This is a genomic window from Pseudoalteromonas piscicida, from assembly GCF_000238315.3.
In the GTDB taxonomy this organism is placed as follows: Bacteria; Pseudomonadota; Gammaproteobacteria; order Enterobacterales; family Alteromonadaceae; genus Pseudoalteromonas; species Pseudoalteromonas piscicida.
Genome location: NZ_CP011925.1, coordinates 267,147 through 282,716, shown reverse-complemented (window position 1 = coordinate 282,716; position 15,570 = coordinate 267,147). Strand labels below are relative to the sequence as shown.

Here is a 15,570-nt window from a genome sequence, read left to right as displayed (position 1 = left end):
CTAATAATCGTATTTAACCAAATGCATGGAAGGAATTCTCAATGATTATTAATCAATCTAGTAATGTCAGTGCCGTATACTCTCAACTTGCACAACAGCAGTCCACGTCTCGACAAGATGAGAAACAGGAAGTCGTAGCCACAGATACTGTAGCAATCAGTGAGGCTGGCAAACAAGCGCACCAGAACTGGCAAAATATTGCCTCTAAATATGATGTAAATAATATTTCGGCTCAAGAAGCTCGCGCTATGTCTAAAGAGTTGTTTGAAGGGGGGCTTATCAGTACTGGTCAAATGATGGCGATCGGTGCACCAACTTCTATGGTGGAAAATCCATCTCAAAAATACAATCTACTTAATGACATGAAGCATACTTTTAGTTTATCAAACTCGCTTTCAGCTCAAACCAAAGAAGCTAGAGCCAACTATTTAAATTCGATATCGATTTTGGAAAGGCTCAACAGTGAAAGAAAGGGAATAAATGGCTAAAATATTCTAGATAGGTGCACTTAGTATTATTCAAATGCACCTTAGTGTTTAGTTCAAATCAAACTAATTAATATAAAGCGAGTCGCTTGACGTACCAAATGGCGAAGCTGTTGAATTTGAAGAAACTTTGACTTGACCAGACTCTTGACCTGAGAAGTCCCAACCATACAACCAACCCGTGACAGTTTCCCCAACCGAACAACGGTGTAAATCGTTGCCACACCGAGCTTCACTCAATCCAGTTGATTTAGAGATCCCATTCATCACCGCATTATTCGGATTGCCATAACCAAACTGCCAAGCGTAGATAAATAGATAGCTGCCACCGTGATTAGTTCCTGTAGAAAGTTGACTTTGTGAAATAGTCTGATCGCCGCCTAATTGCGAACGTACGATACCCAGCTCAAAATACGTGATCCCTTGAGCCGGTGCCATTGGCATGATCTCAGCACTACTCATTGAAAACTCATCTCTGGCGACAGGTGCATGCATAGCAAGTGGGGGTTGTTCAAAGTCTAGCGAATATTAAGTAGTTGGGTTTTTCATCACACCTTGCTCGATATCTCCAGCAACAGCAGAAAATGCGGAAGTGAGCGCCAACATTAGTAGCATTGAATAGCTTTTTTTCTTCATCTTAATTGTCCTTTTAAACACTGTTTAAGTTATCGATGCCAGTTATGTCAATTCGCTTTAACTTATACACATTAGCAAGCTATGGATAACACTTTCAAAATTAAAACAAGCTTTTAGGTTAATCTTGAAATGCATATGGCTTAGCAAAAATTAAAGCGTTATCTACTCAAAGGTAGATAACTTCATTACGAGGATTGATATAAACCGCCGCTGGCAGTTACAAACATTAACACAAAAACAACACTAAACAACAAAATAAACCAATTAATTTACACTCTGCATTTATAACAGGATCTGGAACAAGTAATAAAAATGTCAAGCACTCAGGACATCAGTAATGCCAATGCGTTGTAAAGTAGAAAGTAGATGAGTAATAGTCAAAAATTGAAGCGATTATATTTATTGACTGAGTGGAAAATTTTTTGATATTCAGGCACAAAAAAAGCAAGCCTTAGCTTGCTTTTTCTTCATCAATTAAGCGATTAAAGCTTAACGATTTTCTCAGCTTGAGGACCTTTCTGGCCGTCAGTAACTGTGAACTCTACTCTGTCGCCTTCAGCTAGGGTACGGAAACCGTCACCTGTAATTGCGCTGAAGTGTGCGAACACGTCAGGGCCATTTTCTTGAGCGATGAAACCAAAACCTTTAGACTCGTTAAACCACTTAACGGTACCTGTAAGAGTGTTAGACATAATACTAATCCTGATATAAAAACAAAAACCAATGCTGCGCGTTGATGAGCTATGCCCATGTGGGCGCATAGACCTAAATTTGTAGAGTGGATAAAACTTCAGGACGGTACTACTACAAGCAAACACTTATACAACAACGTAATGGAGATTTTAAAACACTGACTCAAATTCTGTCTATGAACATCATATAGGGATTCCGCCCTAAGTCAATGTATTTTTAATCATCAATATGACTTGCTAATGACAAATATCAATATTTTTTTCACGGCTTTTTCAACACCCTATTTTTTAAACACATTATTCCCCTAACCCTGTGTAAACAATAGAGATTGCAATAAAATATTCATAAAGCTAGAGAGGCTTTTTTGACTCTAATTCCCGAATTAATTGCACCACTTGCTCGACGACCACTTGCGGGGCATTCATAGGTACGGTGTGGTCGCTTCCCTTGGCAATAATTAGCTCAGAATCACAATGTGACGCCAACGCTTCTTGTCCTTCTCGCCATGCTTTAACATCGCGTTGAGTTGGATCAAATGGTCTTTGGGCAACGATAACACGACACGGAATATGCTCAGGTGCTTGGTGCGCCCGAATACTCGCAACAGTTTCGCTTAGCGCTTGAGTTTCCCGGCGCAGAGCTTCACCGAAGGTATTTTCTGGCAGAGTACTCAAGGGTTTAAGTAGCTTATCCTGCGCTAAGGCATGGGTTTTATCGATGAAGTAAACCGTCACAGGGTCAACATACAACAGGGCTGCAACTTGCTCAGGATAATAGGTGATGTAGTTTTGCATTACATAGTATGCGTACGAATGACCGACATAGATAAACGGCGGCCGAATATCAAGCGTTCTCAACACTTCACGAAGATTACGATTATCCGTATCAACACTATAGGCTCTGCGGCTAAGCTCGCTTTTGCCATAACCTTCACGGTTATAGGCCACCAATGCATTGGGTATTTGCTGCGCGAGACCCATCATTACTGGTGTCCAATAAATTGCAGGCGCTGCAGAACCACTTTCAAAAACAACGGCAGGTTCATTGCCCGCAACATGATAAACCTGCAAAGATACTTTGTTCGCAACCACGATGTGCTCTTGAATATCGCGTTCAAGTGCAATCTGTGCATAAGCACTATTAACGAACAACAACCCCAATAAAGTTAGCGTGCGATACATATCGTTTCCTTGATATCTATAGTTCGACTCTAAAGTTAGCAGCTAGATGCAGCATAAGCTAATGACATTTTTGCTGCATCTCCCCTTTATTTAAACAAAGTAAAAGCGACACTTAAAACTCAAATTCCAATGCGAGTCTAAAGCTATGATCTTTGCCAGATTGGCTGATCTCCGAAATAAAACCCGCTTCCCATTTCAGCTGCTTTTGACCTTCAAATCGATGCAGTCCGATAAACCCTGGGCCAACACCAAAAAAGTCTTCTCCGACATAGACTTCAATTGCTGGCTGAAAAGCACTATACAAGCGGTAGCGCAGTTGTGCTCTAAACTCAGATTCCCATTCATCCTCAATGTCCTTACCCCACTCCCTCACCAAAAATGCATTCATGGTAAGGCTCGTGCGGCCAAATTCCTTCTCAAATAAAAACCCTGCGGTAGCTTCATAGGCATCGAATTTATGGCGTTTTTCAAGCTCAAACAACATGCCTATATCCGCCCAGTAGCGCCCTTGCTCTACAAATTGCCACCGCGACTCTAACTCGTAAGCCGCCAAGTCAAAGTTGCCCTCATCGTCGCGCTCACCTATCGCGTAACCTTCGATGGTCATTGTTTCAGTGAGACTCCAACCAAGCCCTAAACGCTGTGCCAGCACGTTCCCTTGCTCGGTTTGCCGAGATAGTAGTCGCCACTCCAACTCACGCTCAAGCGGCATTACATAAGGATGATAAACTTTGTCCACCACCATACCATCCGCTTTTGCACTAAATGCCACCACCCCAAAAAAACTCACCAGCAGCGCGAGTAAAACATTATTTCGCATGCGCTGTTCTCCAATATGTACATCCCAAGAACGTAATCAACGCGCCTCCAAACCCTGCAAGCGTTGCAGCATTTGGTGTTGCCTCATACCCCACTAATACTCTTAGCACTCGACCAACAACACTGTGTTCGTCCACAATTTGTCGTAAGTCTATTTCAAGTCTGGCGGCACTAATTAAGTCCACTTGAAGCGCCAAGTCCAATGCAATCGACACCTTACTCGCACCGTGTAAAGCCAATAACAACAGCAACAACCAAGGTAAGTGCTTACTCTTCAACCAATCAAGGAAAAAGAAGAGTAGAATAGAAAAGCTCAAACAGATCCCCACACCAAGCGAGGTGCCAATAGCGAGGGTTTGACCATCCGCTGGCTTCGAATAAGAGAACGCAAAACTTGCCAAATGGTGCAAGTACAATACCACTGCTAGTCCAAAGGCCAAGGCAGCAAGGGCCGTATGTCCGGTGCGTTTTGTTGCAATTATTAAGCAAAATAAACTGAGTAACAGACCTATTTGCAATAACTCGAACCCGCGATAATCAAAACTCGAGGCTATTTCTCCACCCAAAAACCATATGCCAAAACAGCCGACTAGCCCCGCACTCAGCGCGATGAGTGTCGTTTTAAGTGGTAAAGCAGCATTGGTACATTGTGCTAATAGTACCCAAAGTACAGTTACTGGTAATAATTGGTTCACGCTCACTACCACCGCATTAAGAAGCATTTGTTGGCTCCTTCACGATAACGATACCTTGTGCTGTATTTGGTGAAAACTCACCAAAAAAGCTATATTCACCAGGTGCTAGCGGGCCGATATAAATCACACTTTTACGGTTCGGAAAAAGCACTTTTTCACGATTAAGATCAAAACTGTCAAACTCTTCAACCTGAGGGTCTTGATTTTCGATGATGAGCTTTACTTTACGATTTGCAGGCACCTCAACTTGTGCTGGAGTAAATAAATGATTTTTAAGAATAATGGTATAACTTTCTTCCGCCCACAAGGCGAAACTACAGGTCGCCAAAGGCAAACCAAGCGCGAAAGACAGCGAAGAGACCTTAGTCCTTAGCATCCAGCCCCCTCGGTAAATTTACACAAACTCTAAGCCCACCTAAATGACTGCGAGCAAAAGAGATATCTGCGTGATAAATTGCAATTATATGATTGACTATCGCCATTCCTAAACCTGCCCCTTTTTCCCCTGAAGGGTGTTTATCTCCACCAACGCGATAAAATCTGTCAAAAATTCGCTCTATTTCCGCATCGGACATACCACAACCCGAATCATCGATTTGCCATACAACCCGCTGCGCATGCTGCTGAATTTTTACTTCTATGTCACCTTCAATTGGCGTGTATTTAATCGCATTACCAATTAAATTAGAAAAGAGTGTGGTTAATGTGAACTCACAGCCCTCTATGGTCGCTTCTGATGCTTCTAAGCTGATATTTTGTGATTTTTGTTCGATTCTCGGGTAACAGTTAGCAATCAAGTCTTGAGTTAATGCCACTAGGTCTTGCTGCGCAAATTGCTTATGCCACAGTTCCGGCTCTGTACGCGCTAACGTCAGCATTTGTTCAACCACATGGTTTAGCTGCTCAAGCCCTTTTGACATAGCAGTGGCACTGGGATGCTTAGTATCGTGCGTTAAATTATGCAGATGGATTTTTAAGCTTGCGATCGGCGTTTTTAACTCATGCGCGGCATCGGAAGCAAAATAACGCTCTTTAAGATATGCGACTTCAACTTTTTGAAAGAGGTCATTTAGCGTCGCGATAACGATTGCGACTTCCGCTTTGTCGCTTTGCACTGCCAGCTGAGTAAAGTCTTTGGGGTTACGCCGTCTAAGCTCTTTAGAAAGATCTCGTAAAGGCTTTAACGCCGTATAAATAATCCATGCAATAAACACCGCAAGAAACGGCATGATCACCACCAGCGGCGTCATTGCAGATACAATCATGCCTTCAGCAAGGGCAAAACGCTTTTGTACCGGCTCTGCTACCAGTATTTGCCTTTCACCGAACGCTTCGCTGAAGGTTCTGAGTCTAGTCGCCCCCACATTTTGAGTGCTAAACCCAGCATCATAATTAAGCTTGTTCTTGTACTTAGCAAGTAGCTCACTGCCCGCAACAACTTGATTGTGCTCAAGGACTAAAAAGTAAAATGCGTTATTACTCGCACCACTGGGCAGGGTAGTCGCAGTAACTTGAGTATTTACGAGTGTTGCGATGGACTCTAAATGGCTGTCTAATTGTGCTTGTGCCATCGCCATGCTGGAATGATAACCCCGTAGCAGCGCCATGGATGCAGTCAGCACCAAAGCTGACACTAAAATTAGGGTCAACTTTCTCGTTATGGAAGCACCTCCAAGCGAGCTTCTCGTGCCCACTAAGCCCCCTTGCCAACCACATAGCCAATGCCACGCAGCGTTTTGATAAATCCATCGGGCATTTTCTTACGGAGGTGATGAATATGTACCTCAATAGCATTAGAGCCTAAAGCCTCTCCCCAATCATAGAGCTTAGATTCTAACTGAGTTTTAGACAGTACACGGCCGCTGTTTTCCATCAACGCCTTGAGTAACATATATTCTTTACGAGGTAATTCTTGAGCGCTACCACTTACAAGCACCTCGTGACTGGCGAGATCTAACACGACATCGTTGCAGCTCAAGGTGCTGCTCACTTGTTTGGTGAAGCGTCGACCAATCACCCGCAAACGCGCAAACAGTTCTTTTGGCTCAAACGGCTTAGCCAAATAGTCATCAGCCCCTAAATCCAGCCCTGCAATTTTATCATCAAGACTATTTCTTGCCGTTAGAATGAGCACAGCGGTTTGCGATTTGGTTTTTTTCAGCGCCTTGAGTACCGCCAAACCGTCTCCGTCAGGTAGACCTAGGTCAAGCACCACTAGCTCAAATTCACCAGATTCAACAAAACTGATTGCTTGTCTTTGCGTCGGCGCATGCTCAATGGCATACCCTTCTTTTTTGAGTGATGCGATAAGCCCCTGTGCCAGTAGCTCATCGTCCTCTACAAGTAATAGCCTCATTTATTCCTTCTTTTTAGCTTTTTTTCGACTTTCGCCAATAGCTGTGCCACTTCCTCTTGACGGTATTCATCAGCTTTTTCTCTACCAGGACGGCTTGGCGCATTCTGCGCTTTTTTCAAGTGCGCAAGGGCGGCACTATAATCACGTTCGTCATATAAAAACTGTGCATAGAAATAGTTTACATCAATTCCTGCCGGATTGATCGCTAATGATTCTTGGAACAGCTTTTTCGCCTTTTTATCGCTGCCAAACCCAATTGGCCAGCCTGGAACCTGGGCATAGAGCGTGCCCAAGCTCGTTAATGCAGAACCAGACAGTGCATTTTTATCAAGTTCAATGGCTTTTTCGAATGAGGCTTTCGCATCTTTGGCAAGACCAAGCGCCCCCAAGCCACCTTTCGCTCCTGCAAAGCTCGACTGCACAATACCACGCCAGATGTAAGCTTCAGCGCGATCTGGATATTGTTCAACAAATGCCACGCACTGCTTAACCAGCTCTTCAAATGCTTTTTCTTGGGCATCGCCTTCGGTTTCATAATTTACCATCGCCCATTTAGTTTGGACTCGGCTAAGATCATCGTCAAATGCTGCCCAAGCACCTTGACTGAATACCAGTAATGTTGCTGAAGCTAACAAGGTTTTTAGTGCGTTCATCGTAATGACTCCTTAGTGGAAAAAATGGTTTGGATGGTTTTCACTTTTTTGATTAATGCGTTATCAACAAGCTCTGGTAACAAGCCATTGAGTCTCGCAAAAAATCTTTCAGGAAAACCTATGCCAGCACGTCTGGTGTTGCTATGGAGCAATTTCATAAAGGCTTGTGCGACGACCTCTGGCGAGTCCATCTGATTACCTAGTGCATGGTTTACAGCTGTCGCGCGATCGTCATTCATTTCCGTTGTGGTTGCGCGTGGCGCGAGATATTTAACCACTACTTGGTTATCGAGTTCCCGCGTCAGTGCCTCTGTAAAACCACGCAGACCGAACTTGCTAGCGCAATAACTGCTTTGATATGGAAAGCCGATAGCACCAAACGCTGAACCTACATTAACTATGGTGCCATGGCTTGAGATCAGTTGTGGTAAACAGGCTTGACTAACTAGCATGGGCGCTAATAAATTCGTCTCCATCTGCTTTTTCAAGTCAGTAGGTAAAATTTCAGCAAACCCAGCCATGGTATTAATGCCGGCGTTGTTGACGAGTAAGTCAACCCCACCCATAGTCGCCGCTTTTCTCGCGATTTGTGTCGCAGCATCCTCAGCGGTGATATCTAAAGCAAGATAATCGTGTTCTCCGGATAACCCCGCTATCACCTGCTTTAATTTTTCGCTGTCTCGACCAATCAGCAAACAACGCCAATTATGCATGGCCAACTGTTTACTAATGGCCCGGCCGATCCCCCGAGATGCCCCAGTGATAACGGCAAGTTTTGTTGCTTTCATCAGCTTACCTCCGCAAATTCGACACCTGCAGGCACCGCTTCAATGTTGCGGAATATGTCGCCATACAAACGATAAAACTGTTTAGCGCTGTGAATAATGATCGCTTGCTCTTTTTCACAGCTGATCTTGTTCATCAACCCTGCAAAAAAGTCAATATGTTCAACATCTAACGCGCCATGAGATGTTAAATAGGAAAATGCGCTACGAGGCAGACCAAGCTTATTCGCAATTTGACGAGCAGCATCATCGGCAAGTGCGATGGACGTGCCCTCAAGCACATTAACCATGCCAAAAAAGCTCAGTGGGTGTTTACGAGCGATACTGTCGTAGGCGTAAGAAACCATCATTTCAGTTGCGAAGCTTGGCATGCTATGACGTATTACTTCTTTATCCACACCACAGGCGGCAATATCATTAAGGATCCACTCTTGGTGTCCCATTTCTTCTTCGATGTAATGCCCTATCGCTTCTCGCAACCACTCTTTACTATCATCTAGTCGTGCACCACACGCCATAAGGAGTGGTACTGTGTGCTTTACGTGATGAAACGCCTGCTGTAAAAATGAAACGTATTGGCCTTTGGTGATCTGACCATGAAAAACATCATGAATAATTGGTGCGCTTAGTAGATATTGGCGCGCTTGTTCCGTTTCTGATTGTAGGGTTTGGTAAAAGTTGCTCATTGTCGTTTTCCTTTTAAACCGAAGCTACGGACTCTGCCGCTTCGTATTAATTCTGGGAGTAAAGCGCTGAAATTTGCTGCGCGAAATTAGCTAAAATCACATCGCGTTTAGGTCTACCGTTCGCGGTAAGCATGCCGTTACCTACCGAAAAGGCTTCATCTACGCGCACATAACGTTTTATTTTTGCGTAATCAGGGAGTTGCTGGTTGGCAAGTTCAATGGCGTTGTCAATCACAGCTGCTGTTAGTTGTGTCGGGGTATAAATAAGCGCCGTTAAAAATGGCTTGCCATCACCCACCACAACGCATTGCAGTAAAGGTACATAGGCAAGCAAAACGGACTCCGGCCACTCGGGAGAAATATTGCGTCCAAAGCTATTGATCAGAAGATTTTTTAGCCGGCCTTCAATGACAAAATGCTGCTCACGCTTCGACACTCTATCGCCGGTTTTTAACCACGCATCTTGGGCTATCGCTTCGCTGCCCAAATAACCTAAAAAGTTATTCCCTTTGATCTCTAACTCATCTGCCACAATACGTGCCTGAATATGGGGCAGTAACTTACCGACGCTACCATCTTGCTCACCAGTATTCAGTGCAACAACAGACCCCGACTCGGAAAGCCCATACCCTTGAAACACAGGTAAGCCCAGCTGTTTAGCTTGCTGTAGCAGTTCAGTGTCAACTTTAGCGCCACCGACCGCAATAAAGCGTAAACTTGTAGGGGGTTGCCACCCTTGCTGTGCGGCACTTAGCAGGCAACGCAGTAGCTCAGGCACTAAAATTAAGCTATTTGGTTGTACTTCACTTATCTTTTGCAGCAACTTTTGTGGATACAGCAATTGGCTGCCCGAAAAGCCTAGCGACGCAAGTTCGGTTACCTCAACCATGCCACCACTCAACAGCGGCGCATACACACCCGCTATGTTTTCTAGCAACACAGGTAGCGGTAATAAACACAAGTGCTTAGGGCGATTAAGTGCGATGGTTTCGCATAAACTGCTCGCCACTACAAGTTGGTTTTCAACCGACAGACATACACCTTTTGGTGCGCCTGTTGAACCTGAGGTATAAGTGATCTTTTGCGTTTTAGGAAAATAGCCTCCCGCGCTTTCGCACCTAGTTTGATATACATAGATTGCTTGACCATAGACATCCAACACCAAAAATTCAGCGCTATTTTCAAGCTTGGTATCGCTGATCAACCAGTTTGCTTTTGACTGCTCAAGGGTGTGTTCGACTTGCGCTGTGGTAAAGAAATGAGGTACTGGAATAGACACTTTATTCGCTTGTAATAGTGCAAAATCTACCAATAACCAAGCGATAGAGTTGTCTAACGAAACCGCAACACCCTCACCATTCATCACAATAAAGCGCTCAGCCAATGCTTGCATGTAAGACTTTACCTCAGCAAAAGTGAGACGAGTTTGCCCTTGTTGTAAAATCACATCACTGTCTTGATGTGGCAGTTTTTTTAAGAAATCACACATATAAAAATGCCTCTTTTAAGCTCGCGATTTCCACCTCGAGTCCTTGTAGTAAGTGTTGATACATTTCAGTGTTTGTGATCACCTGCTGGGCTTGATGTAAATCCACCGAACAAACCATCGGAGCACATTGGTAATAGCTGCCATAATCTTTGGCTGAAGCGATAGTGCCGTGTGCCAAAGAAATCTTGTTAACCTCGACTTGACATAACTTCATCAATGCACGCACTTGTTTGGTTGCCGTAAACACCAAGTAGCGGATGTCACTCTCAAGCAGTGCTTGAGTCAGTACAATAAAGTGGCTTAACGTTGCCATTCGGCCTGTTGAGAACAAATTGCCAAGTTCTGCGATATGAATACGCTCTGAAACCGTTGAGAGGCACTGCTCTACCGGACGATTAAGATACTGCTCGACAAATAATGCGTCTTTGGCTGCAAATCTAAGACCTAAAAAGCAATCGCTTTGACTGTAGTTTAAATGGCTTAAAAGGGGATAATACTCATGAATGTCAGCGCCAAAAGCATGGGCAAAACCACTGTGGATAGCGTGCTCCAATTCAGCGCGCGAGCCGCAAGTCTTGTTTGCCCATCTAAGACGACTTTGTGAGTTTGTTGCTTGTAGTGCTTCACCCATCGTTTTCACACCTTTCCTGTTCTGATGTAAAAACTTTAAAAAGCGAAAATTAAGAAAACCTTAAGTTTGAAAAAAGGACGAAAAAATTTTTCGTGATACGTATTCTACTTTTAAAACGCTTGCTTTCGGCTAATCACAAATACGGCAACGAGCGAAACCAAAATAAACAGTGCGGCGAGTAAAAAAGTCATTGAAAATGCCATATTCAGCTGTGCAGAGCTTGCCAAAGCCGCACTCTTTACCTGCAACAACACGCTAAATACACCACCAAGTAATGAGGCTCCGGTCATTAGCCCTAAGTTTTTACATAAATTAATGAGCCCAGATCCCATACCCTTTTCTTTTTCGGCTACTGTCGTCATCACAAAGGTATGGTGAGCCGCTAGAAACAACTGCCTTCCGGGAGTTAACACAAATAACGCCACAACATAGCCATAAAGTCCAAATAATGAAGGTAAGATTGCAAAGCTAATTGTCCCAATGAGGATCATCAGCAAGCCCAAAAACATGGCAAACGCGATACCAAAATGATCAACCACCTCGCCTGATGGATAACCTACGACAGCAGCAATACAAGGCCCGATAGACACAATAAGTCCAACCGTGACTGGGCTTAGCCCTAACGCATAAGTAAGATAAAAAGGCCCGACAACTAATGTCGACATCGCGATGGCGTCAACTATAAAGCTCACGATTAACGAGGCATTGCGTAGCTTGTGTTTAAGAAAAGCCAAACTCACAAGTGGAAATTGAGCACGCTTTTGGCTTTGTACAAAACAGTAGATAAAAGCCACTGAAAATAAGAAAAATACGCTATGCAAGACAAGACTAAACGAACTACTCGATGGCATAGCCAACACATAAAATAGGCATGACGCCGACAGCCACACGCTTCCAATAACATCAAAACGTTGTAGCTCAGGTGGATTTGCGACATCATCAGGCAGAAATCTTGCTATTAAAAAGTAAGCTGCACCACCAAGCAATATCATCAACCAAAAAGTGAACTGCCATGATAACCACTCTAGCATTGCGCCACTTAGCAATGGTCCCAGTGCCGTGCCAATCGCAGCGGTAGTACCGAGTAGCCCCATTGCAAGTCCAACTTTACGCTTTGGCATCGCAACGCTTGCCAGCGCAAATACTTGGGATAATAACAGCGCAGCGCCAATGCCTTGGAACAGCCTAGCAGCAATCAGCATCCAAAGATTTACGCTCAGCCCTGCGACAATGGAGCCCACGCAAAAGACGCTAATCCCAATGCGCAGTGCCCTTTTTCGGCCAAGGCTATCTCCAATAGCGCCAGCACCAAGAATAAACGCGGTAAGCGAAAGCAAATATGCCACAACTACCCAATTCACCAATGCCTGCCCCACGTCAAACTCCTCAGCAAGTGTTGGCAACAAGACATTGATACTACTCATGCCAAGCGTAGGCAAAATGAGTACCACAGCCAAGCTGAACAACACCCGCTTTTGTCCGGCCCCCAGAGCAATTTTATCCTCTGTATTTACCGTATCTTCTAACATGCGTTACCACTCCTACCATTGCGCCATGCTAATAAGTGGTGACTGTACTACTTCAAGTGAACTTGAAGTCAAGTGTGGTTAGATTTGAAGCTTGATTGGATTAACAGCAAAGCCTTAGATAGTTTTAGCGAATCGAAAGCCAGTAACTTAACGTGCTGAGCAGCGGTGATTGGCTCTACGGCGCCGCACTTTGATTATTAGATCCCTAATACCTTGTCGCTATGTTATTTATCACATTTTGAAACTGTAATTGTTGTCCAAAAACCTCTATTTTATGAATTACTTGCGCTTCAAGAACAAACACTATCCCGTGTGCTTCCTCTTTGTTGTAACTACTAAATATCGTAATTTCTTGAATAGATTTTTGTTGGACATTTTGTATTTGATAGGTGCTTGCGACCTCTTTTGAAAGTACCCGGAGCCAAGCAGGCAACTTCATTCTTGAATCGACCTCAAACAAACTCCGTACAAATTGATGTTCATGCCCAGATAAATCAACAGCAGGTATAAACCTTTTCGGGTCTAACGTTTCGTGAAGTAGTTTGCTGTTTTTAAACGTCAACACTAACGTTTCAGACACATGCGAAATAGTGATAGGTGAGTCGACCTCTAACTTGACGACCTTCGATAAGATAAGCTCTTGAGCGCTAACCTGCATGCCCCAAAGCAATAGAAAAGTTGCAAATATCATCCTTATCATGCGTTGTTCCTTTCAATTTATTTTATGTGAGTACCGCAAAGCGATTTAGCCTTCAGAGATCTCCTTGCAAGCAACTCGCTTTTGATTGCATAAACGGCAAATAGCCTAGCCTAGAGCACGTAAATTAATTTTACCTTAATGCTGTTACCTTACAAACCTGATTGCACCTGTCACATTTCTTATCAATCATATTTCCCAGCTAATTTGCAATATTTTTGGCGTCATAGCATGACAATAACCATTTATTTTTATTTCTTTTAATCTGGTGATCGTACAGATATTTTTGAAGGAGAGCACCGCATAAAAAAATAGGTACATTTATTAATGCATTGAAAAGAAAGTTTCAGTATGATGATTTATTGGCCACTTTGGAAATAATAACAACATAATAAATAAGGAATAATGATGAAATACCTTGCCATTTTTTTGCTCATGTTTGCCTCTTTTCAGAACCATGCGGTTGTCAAAAGACATGATGTTGACCCTGACTTGTATAAGGTTAACAGCATCCCGCAGTTTTATGTTGATATGCCATTCCAAGGCGGTTCGGTGTTAATCGATAAGCATTGGTTGTTGGCACCAGCTCACGTCATTTATACGTTTATGTATGACTACCAAGACAAACCTATCATGGTACATGGCGTTGAAAATCAAATTGCACAAATCATTATTCATCCGGATTACAAAAAGGTAGAAGGTGATTGGAGTGAAGGCGACCCGACACCGCTTATGGAGCAGCTAAATAACGCCAAAGACATTGCATTAATTCGCTTAAGTAAGCCTGTGACACACATTCAACCCATCGCTATATATGAGGGAAATGAAGAGTTAGGCATGGAAATAACCGGGTTTGGTCGCGGCGCTATCGGAACGGGGATAACCGGTGAAGAGCACGACTCTGAGGGACCAAGCCTAACGACCTATGCATGGTATCAAGTCACCAAATTTTTCTCAGATTGGGCGTTCACTCAAGACGACTATCAAATGCATGTTTACAACAACGTGATCACAGAAGCAAAAGCCCACTGGCTCAGATTTACCTTCGAGCAAGGAGCCGATGCGTTGCCATTAGAAGGCACTATAGGCTCTGGAGATAGCGGCGGCGCAGCAATTATTTATCAAGGCTCTACACCGGTATTGGTTGGATTGGCAGCGTGGCGAGAAATTGAAGGTGATTTGGAAAATTATACTTTAGGTAAATACGGTTCAACCGCCGTATTAACGCGTGTATCTTATTACCAAGATTGGATAAATAAGCATATCAATAAAGGCCAGTAGCAAGTAAAGCACGCCTAAAAAGCAGACCATAAAACGGTTGCTAAATTTACCCGCGTCTAATCTAGGCTAGTTTTTATTTGCTGTAAATTTCAACCGTCCATAGCTAGATGCGGAGGTTTTATGGATTACAAAAAATTGTTACCTAGTGAAAATTTATCCTCATTTATCAATTGCTTTTGGACATTGGAAATTACAGCAGATAAAAATGCCGCAAAGCAACGTATTGTCCCCGACGGCTGCATTGAGCTGGCCTTTATATTGGGCGACGATATTAAGCGCTATACATCAGAACATGACTACATACTGCAACCGCGCGCAATGGTACTTGGCCAAACCGTTTCACCTTTTTATATTCAACCAACCGGATACGTCCATACCTTTTCGGCCAGCTTCTTTCCGTATGCCTTTTCCCACTTTATTTCGAAACCGATAAAGAGCTTAAAAAATCAAGAAACATCGATTTACGAACTGTTTAAACCCGATTAGGCCGCGAAGCTTGAAAGCGATATCATTCAAGCGCGAAACACAAGCCAAAGGATTGAGATTTTAGAGGCCTTTCTCCTTCACAAACTGAGCGACCCGCGAACAATTGAGCACATTGTAAAAACAACGGTAGACATTATCTTTGCACAAAATGGCGATATATCAGTTAATGCAATCACCAAATCAAATACCAATAAAAGGCGCCAACTCGAGCGGAAGTTTTTAGACCTTGTCGGTATTAGTCCAAAACATTTAAGTAAACTTGTACGCTTGCAAAGCGCTTTGACACTCCTCATAAATCGTGAAGACAATCTCACCAACATCGCGTACAAAAGCAATTATTATGATCAGTCTCACTTTATTAAGGATTTTAAAGCATTCACAGGGGTAAACCCGCGAGCGTTTCTCGATGACGAAAGCATGACGCTTTCACGGCTTTTCTATAAATAAAGAGGGTGCAACACGCAGACT

Annotated in this window: 19 protein-coding genes; 4 read left to right on the top strand and 15 right to left on the bottom strand. The window is 43.5% G+C overall.

Annotated features, from left to right (window positions below):
* The first annotated feature begins 41 nt into the window (after positions 1 to 41).
* Positions 42 to 488: a hypothetical protein gene (locus PPIS_RS20755; RefSeq protein WP_010370219.1), complete on the top strand. Its 447-nt coding sequence runs from the start codon at positions 42 to 44 to the stop codon at positions 486 to 488.
* Between the two features lie 63 nt (positions 489 to 551).
* Here the strand turns inward: PPIS_RS20755 and PPIS_RS20750 are convergent, their stop codons facing one another.
* From PPIS_RS20750 to PPIS_RS20680, 15 genes are all read right to left on the bottom strand, one after another.
* Positions 552 to 947 carry a DUF4879 domain-containing protein gene (locus tag PPIS_RS20750; RefSeq protein WP_010370222.1) on the bottom strand — a complete coding sequence of 132 codons (396 nt, stop codon included), beginning with the start codon at positions 945 to 947 and terminating at the stop codon, positions 552 to 554.
* 656 nt (positions 948 to 1,603) lie between these two features.
* On the bottom strand, positions 1,604 to 1,813 hold the full coding sequence (locus PPIS_RS20745) for a cold-shock protein (RefSeq protein ID WP_010370225.1): 210 nt from the start codon (positions 1,811 to 1,813) through the stop codon (positions 1,604 to 1,606).
* A 351-nt stretch (positions 1,814 to 2,164) separates the two neighbouring features.
* Entirely contained in the window at positions 2,165 to 2,995 is an 831-nt protein-coding gene (locus PPIS_RS20740) for an alpha/beta fold hydrolase (RefSeq protein WP_010370228.1), read from the bottom strand.
* A 112-nt stretch (positions 2,996 to 3,107) separates the two neighbouring features.
* Positions 3,108 to 3,815 carry a hypothetical protein gene (locus PPIS_RS20735; RefSeq protein ID WP_010370231.1) on the bottom strand — a complete coding sequence of 236 codons (708 nt, stop codon included), beginning with the start codon at positions 3,813 to 3,815 and terminating at the stop codon, positions 3,108 to 3,110.
* Positions 3,805 to 4,536 (bottom strand): hypothetical protein, encoded by a 732-nt coding sequence (locus tag PPIS_RS20730; protein ID WP_010370233.1) that lies wholly within the window; start codon positions 4,534 to 4,536, stop codon positions 3,805 to 3,807. Before PPIS_RS20730 ends, PPIS_RS20735 begins: the two co-directional genes overlap by 11 nt.
* Positions 4,526 to 4,885, bottom strand: coding sequence for a cupredoxin domain-containing protein (locus PPIS_RS20725; RefSeq protein WP_010370234.1), 360 nt, complete (start codon positions 4,883 to 4,885; stop codon positions 4,526 to 4,528). Before PPIS_RS20725 ends, PPIS_RS20730 begins: the two co-directional genes overlap by 11 nt.
* Positions 4,872 to 6,158: an ATP-binding protein gene (locus PPIS_RS20720; RefSeq protein ID WP_232288057.1), complete on the bottom strand. Its 1,287-nt coding sequence runs from the start codon at positions 6,156 to 6,158 to the stop codon at positions 4,872 to 4,874. The genes PPIS_RS20725 and PPIS_RS20720 overlap by 14 nt, the downstream gene beginning before the upstream one ends.
* 44 nt (positions 6,159 to 6,202) lie before the next feature.
* Positions 6,203 to 6,865 (bottom strand): response regulator, encoded by a 663-nt coding sequence (locus PPIS_RS20715; RefSeq protein ID WP_010370238.1) that lies wholly within the window; start codon positions 6,863 to 6,865, stop codon positions 6,203 to 6,205.
* Positions 6,862 to 7,518 (bottom strand): tetratricopeptide repeat protein, encoded by a 657-nt coding sequence (locus PPIS_RS20710; RefSeq protein ID WP_010370240.1) that lies wholly within the window; start codon positions 7,516 to 7,518, stop codon positions 6,862 to 6,864. Before PPIS_RS20710 ends, PPIS_RS20715 begins: the two co-directional genes overlap by 4 nt.
* The gene (locus tag PPIS_RS20705; RefSeq protein ID WP_010370243.1) at positions 7,515 to 8,306 is read right to left on the bottom strand and encodes an SDR family oxidoreductase; all 792 of its coding nucleotides are present in this window, start codon (positions 8,304 to 8,306) and stop codon (positions 7,515 to 7,517) included. The genes PPIS_RS20710 and PPIS_RS20705 overlap by 4 nt, the downstream gene beginning before the upstream one ends.
* Positions 8,306 to 8,989, bottom strand: a complete 684-nt coding sequence (locus PPIS_RS20700) for an iron-containing redox enzyme family protein (protein ID WP_010370245.1) — start codon at positions 8,987 to 8,989, stop codon at positions 8,306 to 8,308. The genes PPIS_RS20705 and PPIS_RS20700 overlap by 1 nt, the downstream gene beginning before the upstream one ends.
* A gap of 46 nt (positions 8,990 to 9,035) precedes the next feature.
* Entirely contained in the window at positions 9,036 to 10,478 is a 1,443-nt protein-coding gene (locus PPIS_RS20695) for an AMP-binding protein (RefSeq protein ID WP_010370247.1), read from the bottom strand.
* On the bottom strand, positions 10,471 to 11,109 hold the full coding sequence (locus PPIS_RS20690) for a thermostable hemolysin (RefSeq protein ID WP_010370249.1): 639 nt from the start codon (positions 11,107 to 11,109) through the stop codon (positions 10,471 to 10,473). The genes PPIS_RS20695 and PPIS_RS20690 overlap by 8 nt, the downstream gene beginning before the upstream one ends.
* Positions 11,110 to 11,219: 110 nt before the next feature.
* Entirely contained in the window at positions 11,220 to 12,638 is a 1,419-nt protein-coding gene (locus PPIS_RS20685) for an MFS transporter (RefSeq protein WP_010370252.1), read from the bottom strand.
* Between the two features lie 205 nt (positions 12,639 to 12,843).
* Entirely contained in the window at positions 12,844 to 13,338 is a 495-nt protein-coding gene (locus PPIS_RS20680) for a hypothetical protein (protein WP_010370255.1), read from the bottom strand.
* Between the two features lie 402 nt (positions 13,339 to 13,740).
* On the opposite strand from PPIS_RS20680, the gene PPIS_RS20675 reads away from it, so the two are divergent.
* The 3 genes from PPIS_RS20675 to PPIS_RS25770 all read left to right on the top strand — a co-directional run bounded on the left by PPIS_RS20675 (position 13,741) and on the right by PPIS_RS25770 (position 15,549).
* Entirely contained in the window at positions 13,741 to 14,616 is an 876-nt protein-coding gene (locus PPIS_RS20675; RefSeq protein WP_240703421.1) for a trypsin-like serine protease, read from the top strand.
* Between the two features lie 120 nt (positions 14,617 to 14,736).
* Positions 14,737 to 15,102 (top strand): DUF6597 domain-containing transcriptional factor, encoded by a 366-nt coding sequence (locus tag PPIS_RS25525; protein WP_010370262.1) that lies wholly within the window; start codon positions 14,737 to 14,739, stop codon positions 15,100 to 15,102.
* A 21-nt stretch (positions 15,103 to 15,123) separates the two neighbouring features.
* On the top strand, positions 15,124 to 15,549 hold the full coding sequence (locus tag PPIS_RS25770; protein WP_321527300.1) for a helix-turn-helix transcriptional regulator: 426 nt from the start codon (positions 15,124 to 15,126) through the stop codon (positions 15,547 to 15,549).
* The last annotated feature ends 21 nt before the right edge of the window (positions 15,550 to 15,570 follow it).